Annotated in this window: 16 protein-coding genes; 8 read left to right on the top strand and 8 right to left on the bottom strand. The window is 65.7% G+C overall.

Going from position 1 to position 18,288, the window contains the following annotated elements; genetic code table 11:
• Positions 1-66 precede the first annotated feature (66 nt).
• From macA to K5H97_RS15365, 3 genes are all read left to right on the top strand, one after another.
• The gene (gene macA / locus K5H97_RS15375; protein WP_028691507.1) at positions 67-1,221 is read left to right on the top strand and encodes a macrolide transporter subunit MacA; all 1,155 of its coding nucleotides are present in this window, start codon (positions 67-69) and stop codon (positions 1,219-1,221) included.
• Positions 1,222-1,223: 2 nt separating this feature from the next.
• The gene (locus K5H97_RS15370) at positions 1,224-3,227 is read left to right on the top strand and encodes a MacB family efflux pump subunit (RefSeq protein WP_051555702.1); all 2,004 of its coding nucleotides are present in this window, start codon (positions 1,224-1,226) and stop codon (positions 3,225-3,227) included.
• A gap of 124 nt (positions 3,228-3,351) precedes the next feature.
• Positions 3,352-4,161, top strand: a complete 810-nt coding sequence (locus K5H97_RS15365) for a substrate-binding periplasmic protein (protein WP_028691505.1) — start codon at positions 3,352-3,354, stop codon at positions 4,159-4,161.
• A 55-nt stretch (positions 4,162-4,216) separates the two neighbouring features.
• On the opposite strand, the gene K5H97_RS15360 is transcribed toward K5H97_RS15365, so the two are convergent.
• Positions 4,217-4,498, bottom strand: coding sequence for a hypothetical protein (locus K5H97_RS15360; protein WP_028691504.1), 282 nt, complete (start codon positions 4,496-4,498; stop codon positions 4,217-4,219).
• A gap of 284 nt (positions 4,499-4,782) precedes the next feature.
• Between K5H97_RS15360 and K5H97_RS15355 the strand changes: the two genes are divergently transcribed.
• Complete coding sequence (locus tag K5H97_RS15355) at positions 4,783-6,870, top strand: putative bifunctional diguanylate cyclase/phosphodiesterase (protein ID WP_028691503.1); 2,088 nt, start codon at positions 4,783-4,785, stop codon at positions 6,868-6,870.
• On the opposite strand, the gene K5H97_RS15350 is transcribed toward K5H97_RS15355, so the two are convergent.
• Entirely contained in the window at positions 6,867-7,130 is a 264-nt protein-coding gene (locus K5H97_RS15350; protein ID WP_028691502.1) for a DUF1652 domain-containing protein, read from the bottom strand. The genes K5H97_RS15355 and K5H97_RS15350 overlap by 4 nt on opposite strands.
• A gap of 298 nt (positions 7,131-7,428) precedes the next feature.
• On the opposite strand from K5H97_RS15350, the gene K5H97_RS15345 reads away from it, so the two are divergent.
• Positions 7,429-8,658 (top strand): pyridoxal phosphate-dependent aminotransferase, encoded by a 1,230-nt coding sequence (locus K5H97_RS15345; protein WP_028691501.1) that lies wholly within the window; start codon positions 7,429-7,431, stop codon positions 8,656-8,658.
• Here K5H97_RS15345 and K5H97_RS15340 read toward each other — a convergent pair.
• The 3 genes from K5H97_RS15340 to K5H97_RS15330 form a co-directional block, all read right to left on the bottom strand.
• Positions 8,584-9,231, bottom strand: a complete 648-nt coding sequence (locus K5H97_RS15340; protein WP_028691500.1) for a DUF1345 domain-containing protein — start codon at positions 9,229-9,231, stop codon at positions 8,584-8,586. The genes K5H97_RS15345 and K5H97_RS15340 overlap by 75 nt on opposite strands.
• Before the next feature lie 132 nt (positions 9,232-9,363).
• Complete coding sequence (locus K5H97_RS15335) at positions 9,364-10,611, bottom strand: IS256 family transposase (protein WP_060489951.1); 1,248 nt, start codon at positions 10,609-10,611, stop codon at positions 9,364-9,366.
• Positions 10,612-10,680: 69 nt separating this feature from the next.
• Entirely contained in the window at positions 10,681-11,862 is a 1,182-nt protein-coding gene (locus tag K5H97_RS15330; protein ID WP_051555723.1) for an NnrS family protein, read from the bottom strand.
• A 215-nt stretch (positions 11,863-12,077) separates the two neighbouring features.
• On the opposite strand from K5H97_RS15330, the gene K5H97_RS15325 reads away from it, so the two are divergent.
• A complete protein-coding gene (locus K5H97_RS15325) occupies positions 12,078-12,992 on the top strand; it encodes a site-specific integrase (protein WP_028691857.1) in 915 nt (304 codons plus the stop codon).
• A gap of 15 nt (positions 12,993-13,007) precedes the next feature.
• On the opposite strand, the gene K5H97_RS15320 is transcribed toward K5H97_RS15325, so the two are convergent.
• From K5H97_RS15320 to gspG, 3 genes are all read right to left on the bottom strand, one after another.
• Positions 13,008-14,165: a GGDEF domain-containing protein gene (locus K5H97_RS15320; protein WP_028691858.1), complete on the bottom strand. Its 1,158-nt coding sequence runs from the start codon at positions 14,163-14,165 to the stop codon at positions 13,008-13,010.
• Between the two features lie 65 nt (positions 14,166-14,230).
• The gene (locus K5H97_RS15315) at positions 14,231-15,409 is read right to left on the bottom strand and encodes a type II secretion system F family protein (RefSeq protein WP_028691859.1); all 1,179 of its coding nucleotides are present in this window, start codon (positions 15,407-15,409) and stop codon (positions 14,231-14,233) included.
• Positions 15,410-15,420: 11 nt separating this feature from the next.
• Positions 15,421-15,846 carry a type II secretion system major pseudopilin GspG gene (gene gspG / locus K5H97_RS15310; protein WP_028691860.1) on the bottom strand — a complete coding sequence of 142 codons (426 nt, stop codon included), beginning with the start codon at positions 15,844-15,846 and terminating at the stop codon, positions 15,421-15,423.
• A gap of 185 nt (positions 15,847-16,031) precedes the next feature.
• Between gspG and K5H97_RS15305 the strand changes: the two genes are divergently transcribed.
• Positions 16,032-16,631 (top strand): lytic transglycosylase domain-containing protein, encoded by a 600-nt coding sequence (locus K5H97_RS15305; RefSeq protein WP_028691861.1) that lies wholly within the window; start codon positions 16,032-16,034, stop codon positions 16,629-16,631.
• 147 nt (positions 16,632-16,778) lie between these two features.
• Positions 16,779-18,224: a sensor histidine kinase gene (locus K5H97_RS15300; RefSeq protein ID WP_028691862.1), complete on the top strand. Its 1,446-nt coding sequence runs from the start codon at positions 16,779-16,781 to the stop codon at positions 18,222-18,224.
• Positions 18,225-18,288 lie beyond the last annotated feature (64 nt).

Genomic DNA, 18,288 nt, shown 5'->3' with positions numbered 1-18,288 from the left:
CACCGTCGTGGGCGCGGGCCATGCCCGCGCCCACGGGACCTCAGCGGATTCTGGAAGAACGGTTTTATGGAAAAGACGAAGTTTCGCAAGATCACCCTTGGGCTCGCCGCGGTCCTGGTCGCCGGCATCGTGCTGTACGCGGTGCAGGCCCCGGCCAAGCCGCCGCAGTACATCACCGCCACGGTCGAACGTGGCGACATCGAGAACGCGGTGCTGGCCACCGGCACCCTGGAGGGCATCCGCCAGGTGGACGTTGGCGCCCAGGTTTCCGGGCAGCTCAAGTCGCTGAAGGTCAAGCTCGGTGACAAGGTCAGCGAGGGCCAGTGGCTGGCCGAGATCGACCCGCTGGTGCCGCAGAACACCCTGCGCCAGGCCGAGGTCGACGAGGAGAAGCTGCAGGCCGAGCGCCGCTCGGTGCAGGCCAAGCTCAAGCAGGCCAGGCGGGTCTACGAGCGGTACGAGGTGCTGCAGGACGACGAGTCGATTTCGCGCCAGGATTTCGAGAGCGCCGAGTCCGAGTTCGAGGTGCAGCAGGCCAACCTGCGCTCGCTGGACGCGCAGATCAAGAGCGCCCGGGTACAGATCGACACCGCCAGGGTCAACCTCGGCTACACCCGCATCGTCGCGCCGATCAATGGCCATGTGGTGGGCATCGTCACCCAGGAAGGCCAGACGGTGATCTCCAACCAGTTGGCGCCGGTGATCCTCAAACTGGCCGATCTCGACACCATGACCATCAAGGCCCAGGTGTCGGAGGCCGACGTGATCCATATCAGCCCCGGCCAGCAGGTGTACTTCACCATCCTCGGCGATGACCAGCGCTATTACGCAAAGCTGCGCGGCACGGAGCCCGCGCCGCAGAACTACCTGGAGAGCAGCGACAAGAACAGCGGCGCGGCCAAGCAGGCCAGCGCGGTGTTCTACAACGCACTGTTCGAGGTACCCAACCCCGAGCACCGCCTGCGCATCTCGATGACCGCCCAGGTGCGCATCGTACTCGACACCGCCCAGGGCGTGCTCACCGTGCCGGTGGCGGCGCTGGGGCCGCGCGACGCCGACGGCAGTTTCCCGGTAAGGGTGATCGACGCCAAGGGCTTCGCCCAGGTGCGCAAGGTCCAGGCGGGGATCAACAACAACGTCAAGGTGCAGGTCAAGGATGGCCTGGCCGAAGGCGATCGGGTGGTGATCGGCGAGCCGGTGTCGGGCGAGGCGGGGGCGTGAGCATGAACATGACCGTCGAGCTTTCACCGCACCTGGCGCGGCCTGCTGACCAGCAACAGCCGTTGCTGCGCCTGCAGCGTGTCAGCCGCAGTTTCATGGCCGGCGACCGTGAGTTCCTGGCGCTCAAGGGCATCGACCTGCAGATTCATGCCGGTGAGCTGGTGGCGATCATCGGCGCCTCGGGCTCGGGCAAGTCGACCCTGATGAACATCCTCGGCTGCCTGGACCATGCCAGCGCCGGCAGCTACCAGGTCAGCGGCCAGGAAACCCGTGACCTGGACGACGACGCCCTGGCCGCGCTGCGGCGCGACCATTTTGGTTTCATCTTCCAGCGTTACCACCTGTTGCCGCACCTGGATGCCCTGCGCAACGTCGAGATCCCGGCGGTGTATGCCGGCGTGTCCCAGGCCGGGCGCCATGCCCGCGCCCGCGAACTGCTCGGCCGGCTGGGCCTGGCGAGCCATCTGGCGCACCGCCCGAGCCAGCTGTCCGGCGGCCAACAGCAGCGGGTGAGCATCTGTCGGGCGCTGATGAATGGCGGCGAGGTGATCCTCGCCGACGAACCCACCGGCGCCCTCGACACCGCCAGCGGCAAGGAGGTGATGAACATCCTGCTGGAACTGCACGCTGCCGGGCACACGGTAATCCTGGTGACCCACGATCCCAAGGTCGCCGCCCACGCCGAGCGGATCATCGAGGTCAGCGACGGGCAGATCGTCAGCGACCGCCGCACCCGGCCCGAGGCACCGGCGCCGACCGCCGCGGCCGCGCCGACTGTCGAGCAGGCGCGGCCACGGCTGGTGGCCAGCCTGGGTTTGTTCCGCGAGGCGTTCAAGATGGCCTGGATCGCCCTGGTCTCGCACCGCATGCGCACCTTGCTGACCATGCTCGGGATCATCATCGGCATCACCTCGGTGGTGTCGATCTCGGCCATCGGCGAAGGCGCCAAGGGCTACGTGCTCAAGGACATCCAGGCGATCGGCAGCAACACCATCGACATCTATTCGGGCACCAGTTTCGGCGACAGCCGGGCCAAGGCCATCGAGACCTTGATGCCGGCCGATGTGACGGCGCTCAACGCGCTCTACTACGTCGACAGCGCCACGCCGGTGATCGGCCAGAGCTCGCTGGTGCGCTACCGCAACATCGACGCCGACGTACAGCTCAACGGCGTCAGCGAGCAGTACTTCCAGGTGCGCAACATTCCGCTGGCCTCGGGGATCGTGTTCAGCGCCGACGACGCCCGGCGCCAGGCGCAGGTGGTGGTGATCGACCACAACACGCGCAAGCGCCTGTTCGGCGACGGGGTCAACCCGCTGGGGCAGGTTATCCTGGTCGGCAAGCTGCCGTGCACGGTGATCGGCGTGACCGCCGAGAACAAGAACCTGTTCGTCGCCGGCAACACGCTCAACGTGTGGATGCCCTACGAGACCGCCGCCGGGCGGGTGCTCGGCCAGCGCCACCTGGACAGCATCAGTGTGCGGATCAAGGACGGCATGCCGAGCAGGCGGGTGGAGGAGGAGGTCAACAAGCTGATGCTGCAGCGCCATGGCACCAAGGACTTCTTCACCAACAACCTCGACAGCATCATGCAGACCGTGCAGAAGACCAGCCGCTCGCTGACCTTGCTGCTGTCGCTGATCGCAGTGATTTCACTGGTGGTCGGGGGGATCGGGGTGATGAACATCATGCTGGTATCGGTCACCGAGCGGACCCGGGAGATCGGCATTCGCATGGCGGTGGGGGCGCGGCAGTCCGATATCCGCCAGCAGTTCCTGGTGGAGGCGGTGATGGTCTGCCTGATCGGTGGGGTGATCGGGATCGGGTTGTCCTATGGGATCGGTTATTTGTTCGCGTTGTTCGTCAAGCAGTGGGAAATGGTGTTTTCGCTGGGATCGATCGTCACGGCGTTCGTGTGTTCGACGCTGATCGGAATCGTGTTCGGCTTCGTGCCGGCGAGGAATGCGGCGCGGTTGGACCCGATCGAGGCGTTGGCGCGGGATTAGACGGTGTTGCGCCTGCCGGCGCGGCACAATGGTTCATCATGTCGCATATGGCATTCGTGCGTTTCTCGTGCACACTGTGTAGGGCCATGCTGTCAGTGGCGTAATCCATGGTACGAGGAGCGCAATGAGCGGACATTGTCTGGGCCTGTCTGTGTTGTTGTCGTTCGCCTTGGCGGTGGCGCCCAAGCTTGCCGTTGCCGCTGACGCCTGCCAGCACCTGACCGCCACCGGCAATCCGGACTATCCACCCTACCTGTGGCGTGATCCGCATGACCCCGGGCGGCTGATCGGCGCCAACGCCGACCTGCTCAAGCAGGTGGCCAAGGAACTGGGGCTGGTGGTGGACGTGGTGTATGTCGGGCCGTGGTCCAGAGCCCAGGAAGAGGTGAATACCGGGCGTGTCGACATGCTCGCGGGGTATTTTCGCACCCAGGCGCGGGAGCAACTGGTGGACTTCGTCAGCCCGCCGTTCCTGTTCAACTCCAGCGTGGTCTGGGTACGCAAGGGCGAGGGCTTCGCCTACAGCGACTGGTCCGACCTCAAGGGGCGGCGTGGCGGAACACTGGTCAACAACAGCCACGGCCAGGCCTTTGACGACTATGCGCGGGCGCAGCTCGTGCTCGAGGCCGTGCCCAGCGTCACCCAGGCCTTCCAGAAACTGCTGCTCAAACGCAGCGACTATGTGATCTTCGAACACTACCCAGGCCTGGCCCTGGCCCGCATGCTGGGCAAGGAACAGGCGCTTGAAGTGCTCGACCCACCGGTCTCCAGCGAGGGGTTGTACCTGGCGCTGTCGCACAAGTCGGGCTGCAACAAGCCGGCGCTGCGCGAGCAGCTGGCGCGCAAGATGAAGGCGCTGGTCGGCGGGCCATTGCCCGAGCAACTGGTGGCCGAGAACCTGCAGCGCTGGCAGCGTCAGCAGACGGGCCAATAACGCATCCGCCTGCCTGTCGCAGGAAGGTCACCGCGTTGATCGAGCGAGCGCTAGGCTAGCCTTTGCACCTGGCCACGACCACCTTGCAGGTGTGCGGGGCGCCGCCCGACCTGCCGGCGTAGCGCACGCAGCTGTCCAGTGACTTCTTGCTGGCCATGGCCAGGGTGGGGCCGAAGGCCAGGCCGCCTTCGCCGCTGCTGGGCAGAGACTTGGCGTAGCAGTATGCGCCTTGGGCCGCGTAGCGGGTGGTGGCGTGTTTGCTTGAACAGCCGGCAGTCAGACACAGCGCGAAGACAAGCAGGGTGAGCAACGCTGCCTGGTTGGGTGGGGTGGCCATTGCGAGCTCCTGGGGCAGCAAGTTTGCAGGGGGGGCGGCCTGTTGAGATTAGCTGGAGTCGCTTCGTTTGGCTTGGGTTTCGTCGTGACGCGATGAGGCCCGAAACGACAAGTGGCAATATGCCTTCAATTGCTGGGCAATGCGCTCTAGCCCAGTCCCTGCGGCGCCTCCTGCCGTTCATTGGATCCATTGAGCTTCGCGAAAACCCCGTGCGTTTCGCCAAAGCTTGAGTACAATCATCGGCTTTTTCCGGGCCGTCCCCCGGCCTGTTCCTGGAAGTGCTAATGCTGATCGGTAGTTACTCATCCTCGCTGGTGTTGATCTCGCTGTGCGTGGCCATCCTTGCCTCTTATACGGCCCTGGACCTCACCGGGCGCATCGCCACGGCCAAGGCGCGCGCGGTGTACCTGTGGATGGGCGGCGGGGCGTTTGCCATGGGCATCGGTATCTGGTCGATGCACTTCATCGGCATGCTGGCGTTCAGCCTGCCGATCGAGCTGGGTTATGACACCACGCTTACGGTCCTGTCGCTGCTGATCGCGGTGGCCTCCTCAGGCTTTGCGCTATGGCTGGTGAGCCAGCCGCGACTGCCGTGGCTGCAGTTGGTGTTCGGTGCCTTGATCATGGGCACCGGCATCGCCTGCATGCACTACATGGGCATGGCCGCGCTGCGCATGCAGCCGGGCATCGACTACGACTCGACGCTGTTCGGCGTGTCGCTGGCCATCGCGGTGGGGGCGTCGGCGGCGGCGCTGTGGATCGCCTTCCGCCTGCGTCAGCACACCCCCTATGTGCGTCAGATCCGCGGTGTCGCGGCGGTGGTGATGGGTATCGCCATCGTCGGCATGCACTACACCGGCATGGCCGCGGCCAGCTTCCCGGCGGGCAGCTTCTGCGGCGCGCTGACCACGGGCCTGGCCGGCGACGGCCTGGACTACCTGGTGCTGATCACCACCCTGGCGGTGCTGGCGGTTGCCCTGTTGACCTCGGTGCTGGACGCCCGCCTGGAGGCGCGCACGGCGGAACTGGCCCGCTCGCTGACCCTGGCCAACCAGGAGTTGACCCAGCTGGCCCTGCACGACACCCTGACCGGCCTGCCCAACCGCACGCTGCTGGCCGACCGTATCGACCAGGCCATGGGCCGGGTGGCGGAACAGGGCGGCTGCTTCGCCCTGATGTTCATCGACCTGGACGGCTTCAAGCCGGTCAACGATGCCTTCGGCCACCATGTTGGCGACCTGTTGCTCAAGGCCGTGGCGGCACGCCTGCGCGGCCATCTGCACAGCCAGGACACCCTGGCGCGGATCGGCGGCGACGAGTTCGTGCTGCTGGTGGAGCTGGACGAGCCGGACGACGCCATGAACGTCGCGGTCAAGCAGGTCAACCTGATGGCCAGGCCATTCCGCGTGGCCGAACACGACCTGCAGCTGTCGGCGAGCCTGGGCATCGTGCTGTACCCGGGCAACGGCCTGGACCAGCATGAGCTGCTGCGCAATGCCGACGCAGCCATGTACCACGCCAAGAGCGCCGGCAAGAACGGCTACAGTTTCTTCGACGCCTCGATGAACAGCAACGCCCGCCAGCAACTGCAACTGCTGCAGGACCTGCGCACGGCCCTGGAGCACAACCAGTTCCGCCTGCATTACCAGCCCAAGTTCGACGCCGTGCAGCGCCAGCCCATCGGCGCCGAGGCCCTGCTGCGCTGGGAGCATCCGCAACATGGCCTGATACTGCCGGACCGCTTCATCGGCCTGGCCGAGAAGACCGGCCTGATCATTCCGATCGGCGAGTGGGTGCTGGGCGAAGCGTGCCGGCAGATGCGCCAGTGGCTGGACGAGGGCAACCAAGACTGGCGCATCGCGGTCAACCTGTCGGCCATTCAGTTCTGTCATGCCGGGCTGGTCGACAGCGTGGCCCGGGCCCTGAACGAGAACGGCCTGCCGGCCAACCGCCTGACCCTGGAAATCACCGAAACCACCGCCATGCGCGATGCCGACGCCAGCCTGCATGTGCTGCAGCGTCTGTCGGACATGGGCGTGGACCTGTCCATCGACGATTTTGGCACCGGGTATTCCAGCCTGATGTACCTCAAGCGTCTACCAGCCAACGAGCTGAAGATCGACCGCGGCTTCGTGCGCGATCTGGAACAGGACAGCGACGATGCGGCGATTGTCTCGGCCATCGTCGCCCTGGGCCAGGCGCTGGGCTTGCGGATTGTCGCCGAAGGGGTGGAAACCGACCGCCAGCAGGACTTCCTCACCCGCCTGGGCTGCGATTCGCTGCAGGGCTACCTGCTTGGCCAGCCGGTGCCGCCCGAGCAGTTCATGAAAGGGTTGCAGACGTTGAAGGCGCGCCAGGAACAGGCAATCTAGACGGCGCTGCGCATGGGGCTGGCCAGCAGGTCGAAGATTTCCATCTCGGCTTCCACAGCCTCGATGATCCGCTCGACATCGGCGGCGGGCATGATGGTGGCGCAGGGGATGCCGGCGATTGCCAGCAGGGTCTCGCCAGTGACCCGGTCGAACAGCCGGGCGACCATGCTGCGCGGGGCATCCATGCTGGCCTCGAAGCCCAGCGGATGGAAATGCCAACGCATCACCTGGCAGGCGTTGGGGAACGTCATCTTGTTCATGCCAGCCTCCTTGTTCGTGTCCTGAACGCGGTGATTTCGTAGCGGTAACACTGTGGCCTTCCTGGCAGTCGGGACTCTAACCATAGCACCTGCCATGGCAGTAATCGCCAGAAAATAAGGCAGATGTACTAATGCATGACGGCGGTCACAGTCCTGTCACGATGAACGGTGGGTGTCTATCCGCCGGGGCAAACGTTTTCCCTGTGGGCGGGCGGCTGGCAGCGAGAGTTGCTCTGCTATGTTTATCGGCAGCGCTTTTCGGACCAACGGTGTCGGCCGGGCAGACAGGGAGACAGTCATGCGTTTTTCCACGCTTACCCAACGTATTGCCGGCCATGCAGTCGCCGCCTGGGACATTCATTACCAGGCCCTGGAGCAACGCCGCCTGGGGCGCGAAATCTTTCTGCTATCGGTGGGCGACCCGGACTTCGATACCCCGGGCCCGGTGGTCGAGGCCGCTGTGGCCAGCTTGCGGCGCGGCGATACCCATTACAGCGATGTACGTGGCAGTCTCGCCTTGCGTGAGGCTGTGGTGCGCCACAGCCAGTTATCTTTGGATCCCGCGCAGGTCGTGGTGACCGCCGGAGCCCAGTGCGGCCTGTTCGCGACCTTTCAGTGCCTGTTCGAGCCCGGCGACGAGGTGATCGTCGCCGAGCCCATGTACGTGACCTATCACGGCGTGTTCGGTGCCTGCGGTGCACGGGTCGTACAGGTCGCGGTGCGGCCGGAGCAGGGGTTTCGCCTGGATCCTGCCGCGGTGGCCAGGGTGATCACTCCGCGCACCCGGGGCCTGCTGCTCAACAGTCCGCACAATCCGACGGGCGCGATGATCGACCAGGCCGACCTGGAGCGCCTGGCGCAGTTATGTCGGGAGCATGATCTGTGGCTGGTCTGCGACGATGTTTACCAGTCGCTGCTGTACGAAGGTGAGGCGCCCAGTCCGTTGAGCCTGCCAGGCATGGCCGAGCGCTGCGTGTCGATCGGCAGCCTGTCCAAGTCCCATGCGATGAGTGGCTGGCGGGTCGGCTGGGTGATCGGCCCGCCGCTGTTCGCGCAGCACCTCGGCACACTGGTGATGAGCATGCTGTTCGGCCTGCCGGAGTTCGTCATGCATGCGGCTTGCGTGGCACTGGACCAGGCTGGGGTAGACGTACGGCGGATGCGTGAGGTCTACCGACAGCGGCGTGACCGGGTCTGCGCGGCGCTGGGGGGCTGCCCGGGCATTCATGTCCATCGGCCGGTCGGCGGCATGTTCGTGATGCTTGATATTCGCGGCAGCGGGCTCGGCGCCCAGGCGTTCGCCCAGCGCCTGCTGGACGAGGAGGGCGTGGCCCTGCTGCCGGGGGATGGGTTCGGGCCGAGCGCGGCGGGACATCTGCGCTTGGGGCTGGTGCTGGAGGCCGCGGTGCTAGAGCAGGTGTGTCGGCGCATCGCCGCCTGCGCGCTGCGGGTGCTAGCCGAGCAACCCGGCGGCGATGTTGATGGTAAAACCGAGGATCGCCGTGTTGAACACGAAACCTACCAGTGAGTGCGCCAGCACCACCCGGCGCATGGCTCGGCCGGCGACGCCGATGTCCGAGGTCTGCACGGCGACGTTGATGGTGAACGAGAAGTAGTGGAAGTCCCAGTAGTCCGGGTTACGCTCGCCGTCGGCAAAACGCAGGGGCGGTTCATGGCGGTCGCCGGTATAGAACAGCCGGGCGTAGTGCAGGCTGAAGATGCAGCCGATCAGCAGCCATGAACCGGCCACGGTCAGGCCGGTGTACAGGTAGTGCAGAGCCAGGGCGCCGCCCTCCAGGCCGCGGCTGGATACCAACTGCTGGGTGACGGCGGCCAGGCTGGCGATGGCCGAGACGCAGACGGTGATCAACACCAGACCGGCGTTTTCATCCTCGATGCGGGCGACCTTGCGTACCCGCTCGGCATTGGCCCGCAGGCTCAGCCACAGGACCATGGCCAGGTACAGCCAGACGCCAAGGTTCCAGCCGGCAAGGATGTGCTGCACGGTGTCGCCGGCGGGGATCAGCCAGCCGCCGAGCAGGCCGGCCAGGGTGGCGATACTGAGACGGGGGTGGGTGCGGGTGAGGTGGTGGAAGGCCATGCGGTCCCTTGGTGGATGAGCGTGGGTGAACTGTAGACCAGATGCGGCCCTGGCGCGGGGCAAGCCTGCTGGAAGTGTCAGATTTTTTGTGTGCGGGCCGGTAACGGCCTGCCGTCAGGCAGGCCCTGACTTTCACCAGGTCGGCCTGATGAACCGATCTCCGTACAAAATCGCGAATTGATTCATCGCACTTTTCCAATCATGCGCCGCTGAGCCCCAGTTCGCCGTGATGTTTCGCAGCCCCAGCCAGATCAGCTTGGTAGCTGCATCATCGTTCGGGAAATGGCCTCGGGTCTTGATGATCTTGCGCAGCTGGGCATTGATACTCTCGATGGCGTTGGTGGTGTAGATCACTTTCCGGATGGCTGGTGGGAAGACAAAGAAGGGAATCACTCGATCCCAGGCGCGTCTCCAGGCCGCAACGACCGTTGGATACTGCTTGCCCCAGGGCCCGTTTTCAAACTCATCGAGTGCCTGCTCAGCCGCTTCGGCGTTGATGGCCTGGTAGATCGGCTTGAGCGCCTTGGCCAGTGCCCGCCGCTTGTCCCAGGCTGCAAAGTCCAGGCTGTTGCGGATCAGGTGCACGATGCACGTCTGCAGCGTCGTCTCTGGAAACACGGCGCTGAGAGCCTCTGGCATGCCTTTGAGGCCATCGGTCACGGCAATCAGCACATCCTCGACACCACGTGTCTTGAGATCGTTAAAGACCTTCATCCAGAACTTCGCACCCTCGGTGTTCTCGATCCAGATGCCCAAGATATCGCGCGTCCCGTCGGGTAGAACGCCCAGCGCCAAGTAAATGGCCTTGTTGCGCACCAAGCCTTCTTCGCGGATCTTCACCCGCAGTGCATCGAAGAAAATGACCGGGTACATGGGCTCCAGTGGCCGCTGCTGCCACGCGCCAATTTCTTCCATGACCTCGTCTGTCACAGAGCTGATGAAGTCGGGTGAGACCTCTGTTCCATACTGCTCGGACAGAAAGGCTCGGATCTCTCTGACCGTCATGCCACGGGCGTACATGGCGATGATCTTGTCATCGAAACCGGTGTACCGCCGCTCATGCTTGGGGATGAGAATGGGCGCAAAACTGCCGTCTCGGTCACGAGGAATTTCCAGCCGCAGCGGGCCATCGCCGGTCAAAACCGTCTTGCCACTCTTGCCGTTACGCTGGTTGGTTTCATCCTCTGGGCGCTGCGCGCCCGGCGGATAACCCAGGTGGTGGCCAAGTTCGGCGTGCAGAGCGCGTTCGATCAAGGCCTTCTTGAACGCCGCAGAGGCATCCTCGATAGCCTCTGCGGTCATCAGGCCCTCACCGAACTGCTCCAGCAGCTCTTTGGGGATTTTGGGCAGGTCACGCAAGGGTTTCTTTTTGGTTGGCATACATGCACCTCTTACTCATGTTATGCCCGAACACAAAATTTCTGACACCCTCAGCCTGCTCCACCTCGTTCAGCCCGGCATGCCGTCCACCCGCGGCCGTAGCAGGATCGGCAGGTAGTGCCGGAGGAACAGCAGCAACGCGGCGCTGCCGAACAGCACCGATACCCCCAGCCCCAGCGGCGTGAACGGCGTTACCACGACCCGGGCCAGCGCCGCCAGCTGGATCAGCGCGAACGCCCAGCCAATGCTGCGCGGCACCGCCAGCGGCCGCCCGGTATGCCCCAGGCTGACCCGGGCCATCATCGCCACGATCAGTCCGGTCATGGCGCCGACCGTCAAGGCGTGGGCGGCCAGGCTCGGATTGATCGCCACCCCGGCATGCCACAGCGCCAGGCCCAGGCAGGCCGGGATCAGCCAGGCGTAGGCCAGGTGCAGCGACCACAGCAGCGGCACCCGCCACAGGCCACGGTCATGCCAAAGCACCAGGCGCACGCCGTGCAGCACCGCCAGGGTGGCGAACAGCAAGGCCATTGGCGGCTGCGGCGCATCGTTGAAGCCGAGCACGTAGGTGAGCGGCAGCGCCACGCTGCCCAGCAGGCAGGCGCGGTCCAGCCAGGGGCGGGCCGGTGCAGGGCTCATGTTGCCCAGGCCGCGACGGGTGAAGAACGGGATCACCCGCCCGCCAATCACGCTCATCATCGCCGCCACCAGCCAAAGCCCGGCCAGCACGCCGCGCCGTTGCCACAGCTCGTTGTCCTGCAGCCCGCCGGCCAAGGTCAGCCACTGGCAGGCGGCGATCAGCAGCACCAGTGCGACGATGGGATAGTTGTTGCGCAGCCGCCGCTGCACGATCGGTCGCGCCAGGGCCAGCGCCACCAGCGGCAGGAAGGTACCCTCGATCAAGACCAGCAGCCAGGCCGGCAAGGGCAGGAACCAACTGACCCGACCCAGCAGCCAGAGCAGGAACAGCCCCTGCAGCGGCCGGCCGCTCAGGCCCGGGATACCGCTCCAGTTCTGCACGGCGGTGAGCAGAAAGCCGGCGACAATGGCCACCGCGAAGCCGAACAGCATTTCATGGCGATGCCAGGCCAGCATGCCACCCGCCGGGTTGAGCTGGAGCGCGCCGGCCAGCTCGCCGGCCCACAGCAGCAGGGCGAGCAGGGCGAACAGGCTGCCGCCGAGGAAGAACGGGCGAAAACCCAGGGCCCAAAGGGCCTGACGTGGGCGAGCGGTGATCGGCTGGACGAGCATGGCGGGGACCTTGGTTCGATCGGAGCGGTTGAATGGGGTACCATCACGAACCATGCCAGCGTTCAAAGGCCTTGAATATCAAGGTGATGGCACTGCTTAAGGTCATTATGACTCTTTTTGTTTGTAGTCTTTTTGACCTTGGTCAGGGTTGAAATGACTCGCTTTACGCCGTCTTGCGCTCGCCGCGCATTCGGCTTTGCTACAGGATCCCCGCTGTGACCGACCTCCTGCGCAATCCGCTGCTGCAGTACCTCGCCCGCCTGGCCCCGTCCAGCCAGTTGACCATGCGCTACATCCTGCAGGATGCCGCCGACCGCCTGGGCTTCGCCGATGGCGATATCGCCGATGTGCCCTGGCACCGTCTCGAGCCCGGCCATGTGATCGCCCTGGTGGCGGCGCTGCGCGCCGATGGTTACGCGCCCAATACCTCGTCGCTGTACGTCAATGCGGTGCGGGGGGTGATGAACGAGGCCTGGCGCCAGGGGCTGATCGACCACGAGCAACTGCTGATGATCCGCGAGGTCAAGCCGGCCGGCGGCAGCCGCCTGCCGCCGGGACGCAACCTGCGGCGCAACCTGATCCGTGAACTGATGGACGTGTGCGCCGCCGACCCGCGCCCCCAGGGCGTGCGCGACGCGGCGATCCTGGCGTTGCTCTACGGCACCGGCATGCGCAAGTCGGAGTCGGTGGATGTCGACCTGGACCAGGTGGACTTCCAGGAGCGCAGCGTGCAGGTGCTGGCCAAGGGCAACCGCCAGCTGGTCAAGTACGCCCCAGCCTGGGCCTTCGACAAGCTGCAGGCCTGGCTCGACCTGCGCCGCCAGCACCTGCCTGCCGGCGAGCGCGACGACAGCTTCCTGTTCAACCGCATCCGTCGCGGCAGCCATATCACCCGTGCGCGCATCACCAAGCACGCGATCTATTACATTGCCCGCCAGCGTGGGGCGCAGGTGGGGGCCAAGATCATGCCCCATGATTTTCGCCGGGCGTTCATCACCCGGGTGATCGAGGAGCACGACCTGTCGATCGCGCAGAAGCTCGCGCACCATGCCAACATTCAGACCACGGCGAGCTATGACCGGCGCGACGACAACGAGCGGCGGCGGGCGGTGGAACGGTTCGACTACTGAGAGCGAGCGCGGGCCTCAGCACACCTCGGCATAGCGCAACGCCCGGCCACGCCCCTGATGCTTGGCCGCGTACAAGGCCCGGTCGCCCATCGACAGCAGCCGCGATAGCTCCCCTGGCGCGGCCGGCTGGCTGACTATGCCGATACTTACACCCAGCAGGCCCGGTTCCAGCAACGCCAGCCCGGAAAATCCGGCGCAAATCCGCTGCGCCACCTGTTCGGCCTCGGCCTCGCTGGCGCCGCGCAGCAGGCAGGCGAACTCCTCACCGCCGATGCGCGCAAACAGGTCGTCGCGGCGCAGGTGGCGAGCGGTTTCCCGGGCGAACGCCAACAGCACCTCATCCCCGGCGGGGTGGCCGAATCGGTCGTTTATCCGTTTGAAATGGTCCAGGTCGCACAGCAGCAAAGCCACCGGCACCTGGCTTGTTGCGCAGTCATGCAGCAACTGGTTGCCACGCTCCATAAACGCCCGGCGGTTGTCGATGCCGGTCAGCGGGTCGCTGTAGGCCGCGGCGCGGAGCAGGATCTCGGCGCGCTCGCGAACCATTGCCAGGGTCACATAGGAAATACCGATGGCGAACAGCATCGACTCGAACAGGATGAAGGCAAAGAAGCCCGGGCTGGCGCCGCCGTTGTTGATCGCCTGGTCGAGGGCGACACCGTCCTCGAGCAGCGTGCGCATCAGGTAGAGCGCTGCATGCAGGGTGGTCAGGATCAGCGCCGGGGTATAGGACACCTGCAGGCGCACCCGTGGGCGCAGCAATTCGCCGATGCTCAGGCCGGTATAGCCCAGGGTCAGCAGCGAATACACCTTCACCCGCAGGCCGAGATCGCCGTAAAAGCCCGGCCATAGGCTGAATAGGCCCCAGAACACGGCGCCGGCCAGCAGCAGCGGCCAGTGCGGTTTGCGCCCGCCGAGCACGCGCATGGCCGTCCAGCCCAGGCCGGTGCCGACCAGCAGGACGATATTACCCAGTACCAGGGCCAGGTAGTCCGCGCCAAACCCGCGCAGGGCGTTCAGGCAGACTCCCAGGCCCGAGATCAGCAGCATCGCGCCCAGGTAGCCCAGGCTCGGGTCGCTGGCGCAGCGCCGCCAGGCGTGCAGGGTCAGGATGCCCATCAGGGCCAGGATGAAAACGGCGACCAGGATCAGGGTCGGCAGGCTAAGCGGCACGATTGAAGGGCTCTAGGGGCAAACCGGCGATGCTAAGCCATGCGCATGGCCATTTGCTACCTCGCTCAGTGAATGCTCGACGCCAGTTCGAAGATCGGCATGTACATCAGGATCACGATCAGCCCGATCAGCAGGCCGATGAAGGTCATCAGCAAGGGTTCGAACAGTTTGACGAACCATTCGACCCAGCGGCCGATCTCCTGGTCGTGGAAATCCGCGCAGCGCTCGAGCATCTCGCCCAGGTTGCCCGATTGCTCGCCGGCGCGCAGCAGGCGCAGCGAAACCGGCGTGACCAGTTGCCCGGCCAGCAGCGCATCGGACAATGGCAGGCCTTCGGCGACCCGTCGGCTGGCCTGCTCAAGGCCTTCGGCCGCACTGCTGCCGAGCAGCCCCCGGGCCATGCCCAGGGCGGTGAGGATGGGAATGCCGCCTTGCAGGAGGATCCCCAGCGAGCGGTAGAAACGCGCCAGCTCGTACATCACCAGGCGTTGGTGCAGGGCCGGTAGCCGGCGCAGCAGGCGACCGGCACCACGGCGCAGTGCCGGATGGCGGCGCAGGGCGACCAGCGCGCCGAGGCCGGCGAGGGTGCCCAGCCCCAACGGCAGTTGTTGGGCATGCAGGAACAGGCCGATCTGCATCAGCACCCGTGACAACCAGGGCAGCTCGCTGCCCATGCCCTCGAACACCAGGCTGAAGCGCGGCACGACATAGCCCAGCAGGAACAGCACCACGCCGCCGCCCACCAACAACAGCAGCAGCGGGTAGACCGAGGCGCCGACCAGCTTCTGGCGCACCAGGTCCAGCCGCTGGCGATAGCCGATGTAGCGGTTCAGCGCATCGCCCAGGGCGCCGGTGCGCTCGCTCGACTGCACCAGGGCCACGTACAGGGCGGGAAACACCCGTGGCTGCTGGGCCAGGGCCTGGGACAGCGAACGCCCCTCGTACAGCTGGCCCACCAGTTGCGCCAGGGTCTTGCGCGTGGCGCCGCCGGGGGCTTTCTCGGCCAGGCTTTCGAGGGCGTCGATCAGCGGCAGGCCGGCGCCGAGGAGGGTGGCCAGTTCCTGGCTGAACAGCATCAGGTCGAACGCTGCCGGGCGTCGGCGCAGGGCCAGGCCCCGGCTACGCACACTGAGCACGCGCAGGCCCTGGTCCTCGGCCTGGCGCCGGGCCTGGTCGCTGTCCTCGGCCTCGACCTGCATTTGCACCACGCCCTGGCTGCCCAGGGCCTTGAGCTGGTAGCGCATGGTCGGGCTCCTCACTGCCAACTGGTGATCTCGGCATTTTCTCCGTCGCCGCCGGGCTGGCCGTCCTTGCCCATCGACAGCAGGTCGTACTCGCCGCCGTTCTCGCCGGGCTGCTTGTAGATGTAGGGGCGTCCCCAGGGGTCCTGGGGTACCGCTTTTTGCAGGTATGGCCCCGACCAGCGCGCCTCGCCGCTGGGGGCGGCCACCAGGGCCTGCAGGCCCTGTTCGCTGCTGGGGTAGTGGCCGACTTCCAGGCGATAGAGGTCCAGGGCCTTGCCCAGGCCTTCGATCTGCGCCCGCGCCACTTTGGCCTCGGAACGGCCCAGCTGGCTGAAGTACTTGGGCGCGACGATGCCGGCCAGCAGGCCCAGCACCACCAGCACCACCAACAGTTCGAGCAGGGTGAAGCCGCGTTGGCTGTGGATGTTGCGCTGCATGGTGAAATCCTCCAGTGCGTTTACCCCTGCCATGCAACAGCCGTGCACGTCTGCGCCGGGCCCTTGCGCCATGAGCGCTGGCGGGCGGCACGGCGCTTGCGTCATAGCCGAAAAGCCCGATTCGACGGGCCATTTTCCCCACATCGGGGGCCACTGTTGTTCTTGTGCGGCGGGAGGTGATCGACATGCGTGGGCTGATCCTGGGATTGGCGGCGGGGCTGATGGCGCTCGGCGCCCAGGCCGACATCTACATCGCCAGTGATGGCAAGGGCGGCTTCGTGCTGTCCAACGTGCATCGGCCAGGACGGCACTATGAGCGGGTCATCAAGGAGAGCGGCTTGGCTGGCGGGCCGGTCAACGCCCAGCTGGTCACCGGGCGGCCCTATGCCGACCTGGTGGCGGCCGCGGCCCTGGCCAACGATGTGTCGCCTGCGCTCTTGCATGCGCTGATCAAGGCCGAGTCCGGCTACAACCCCAAGGCCCGTTCGGCCAAGGGGGCGGCGGGGCTGATGCAACTGATGCCGGACACGGCGAAGGAGATGGGTGTCGCGGATGTGCTGGACCCGGCGTCCAACGTGCAGGGCGGGGCGCGCTATATCAAACGCATGCTCAAGCTGTTCGACAACGACATCACCCTGGCGGTGGCGGCCTACAATGCCGGGCCCGACGCGGTGCTCAGCCGGGGGCGGGTGGTGCCGCCGTTTGCCGAGACGCGGCGGTATGTGCCGGCGGTCTTGCGAGAGTATCGGTTGCTGCGCGGACTGGCTGAGGATGCGCCGCTTTGAGGGCGGCCGGCGCTCGATCTCAAAGGCGCTGCAAGGCTCGCGGCGAGCACCTGGCAGCCTTCATGCGACTATTAGCCCGACCGACACACCATGGTTTCCCCAACTCTGGGCTATAACCTCTAAAGGTGCCCAGCCGCGGAGCCCGCCATGGACCTCGCCCCCCGTCCCGACACACTGCTGCCCGCCGAGACCGCCCCGGCGCGCAAGCCGTTCAACCTGCTGCGCTGGTACGCCTGGGTGAGCCTGGCTGTCATCGTCTCGGTGGGTGTCGGCCTGGGCCTGATCTCCAGCCGCTTCATCATCAATGAGAGTGTCGAGCGCGACGCCTTGCTTACCGCGCAGTTCATCACCTCCATCGCCGATGCCGAAGTACGTCATGTGTCGATCCCCAACGTGCGGACCATGGGCGAACTGCTCGACCCGCGTACCGACAAGGCCCTGTCGGACGTCGACCCCGAGGCCCGGCGCCGTGCCCGGGGTGAGTTCCTCGACCATATCGCCCATCTGCCGGATATACTCCTGGCCAACATCTACGCCCCCGATCGCACGGTGATCTGGTCGAGCAACCCGGCGCTGATCGGCAAACTGATCGAGTCCGACGACGACCTCGACCGGGCCTTCGCGTACAAGATGCGGGTGTCGGCCAGCTACCACGACTTCGAGCGGGCGCGCAGCGAGCAGAAGTTCGTCACCCCGCCCGAGGAGCTGTTCATCGAGAACTACATTCCCCTGTTCGATGCCGACGACGAAAACGTCACGGCCATGGTCGAGATCTACAAGGAGCCCCACGACCTGATCGTGCGCATCGAGCACGGCCTGCTGCTGATCTGGCTGGCCATCGCCGTGGGCGCCGGGCTGGTCTACGTCGGCCTGTACGGCATCATGCGCCGCGCGGCGCGGCTGATGGCGGTGCAGCAGAAGCGGCTGATCGGCAATGAAACCTTCGTCGCCCTGGGCGAGGTGTCGTCGGCGGTGGCGCACAGCCTGCGCAACCCGCTGGCGAGCATCCGCTCCAGCGCCGAACTGGCCCAGGCGTTCGATGATGGCCCGGCGCAGAAGAACATCAGCGACATCATCAGCCAGGTCGACCGCATGTCGCAGTGGGTGCGTGAGCTGCTGCAGTCATTGCGCCCGCTCGGTGACGAGGCCGTGCCGGTGGATGTGGCCCAAGCCGTGCGCGACAGCTTCCTGGCCCATGACCAGGCGCTGCGGCAGAGGGGGGTGCGTCTGGTCATGGACGAGCTGCCGACGGCCCGGGTGCTGGGCCAACCGGCTTTGCTCGGGCAGATCTTCAACAGCCTGATTGCCAACGCCCTGGAGTCGATGGAGGCGGGTGGAGAGCTGCGCGTGGAGGTGGTGCGCCACGACCGCCGCACCCTCAGCCTGCGCCTCTCGGACACCGGCAAGGGCATGAATGAGCAGCAGCAGCGCATGGCCTTCCGGCCATTCTTCACCACCAAGCAGGGTGGCGTGGGCGTGGGGCTGATGCTGGTCAAACGGATCATGGAGTGCTTTGGTGGTTCGGTGCGGTTGAGCAGTCGCGAGGGGATGGGGACACGGGTGTTATTGAATTTTCGTGTCGCAGTTATGTGATTATCAACTGTAGGAATGCCTATTAACCTATTGTTTTATAAGTATTTATTTTTTCTAGGTGAAG

The sequence above is a fragment of the Pseudomonas mosselii genome (assembly GCF_019823065.1).
Taxonomy (GTDB): domain Bacteria; phylum Pseudomonadota; class Gammaproteobacteria; order Pseudomonadales; family Pseudomonadaceae; genus Aquipseudomonas; species Aquipseudomonas mosselii.
This window is presented reverse-complemented; position numbering and strand designations above follow the sequence as displayed.

What these genes read in the sequence shown, in the direction of transcription:
- macA (WP_028691507.1), top strand. Translation starts at nt 67, where the DNA reads ATGGAAAAGACGAAGTTTCGCAAGATCACCCTTGGGCTCGCCGCGGTC.
- K5H97_RS15345 (WP_028691501.1), top strand. Translation starts at nt 7,429, where the DNA reads ATGCGTTTTTCCACGCTTACCCAACGTATTGCCGGCCATGCAGTCGCC.
- K5H97_RS15335 (WP_060489951.1), bottom strand. Translation starts at nt 10,611, where the DNA reads ATGCCAACCAAAAAGAAACCCTTGCGTGACCTGCCCAAAATCCCCAAA.
- K5H97_RS15315 (WP_028691859.1), bottom strand. Translation starts at nt 15,409, where the DNA reads ATGCGCTACCAGCTCAAGGCCCTGGGCAGCCAGGGCGTGGTGCAAATG.
- K5H97_RS15340 (WP_028691500.1), bottom strand. Translation starts at nt 9,231, where the DNA reads ATGGCCTTCCACCACCTCACCCGCACCCACCCCCGTCTCAGTATCGCC.
- K5H97_RS15360 (WP_028691504.1), bottom strand. Translation starts at nt 4,498, where the DNA reads ATGGCCACCCCACCCAACCAGGCAGCGTTGCTCACCCTGCTTGTCTTC.
- K5H97_RS15305 (WP_028691861.1), top strand. Translation starts at nt 16,032, where the DNA reads ATGCGTGGGCTGATCCTGGGATTGGCGGCGGGGCTGATGGCGCTCGGC.
- K5H97_RS15350 (WP_028691502.1), bottom strand. Translation starts at nt 7,130, where the DNA reads ATGAACAAGATGACGTTCCCCAACGCCTGCCAGGTGATGCGTTGGCAT.
- gspG (WP_028691860.1), bottom strand. Translation starts at nt 15,846, where the DNA reads ATGCAGCGCAACATCCACAGCCAACGCGGCTTCACCCTGCTCGAACTG.
- K5H97_RS15370 (WP_051555702.1), top strand. Translation starts at nt 1,224, where the DNA reads ATGAACATGACCGTCGAGCTTTCACCGCACCTGGCGCGGCCTGCTGAC.
- K5H97_RS15300 (WP_028691862.1), top strand. Translation starts at nt 16,779, where the DNA reads ATGGACCTCGCCCCCCGTCCCGACACACTGCTGCCCGCCGAGACCGCC.
- K5H97_RS15365 (WP_028691505.1), top strand. Translation starts at nt 3,352, where the DNA reads ATGAGCGGACATTGTCTGGGCCTGTCTGTGTTGTTGTCGTTCGCCTTG.
- K5H97_RS15330 (WP_051555723.1), bottom strand. Translation starts at nt 11,862, where the DNA reads ATGCTCGTCCAGCCGATCACCGCTCGCCCACGTCAGGCCCTTTGGGCC.
- K5H97_RS15355 (WP_028691503.1), top strand. Translation starts at nt 4,783, where the DNA reads ATGCTGATCGGTAGTTACTCATCCTCGCTGGTGTTGATCTCGCTGTGC.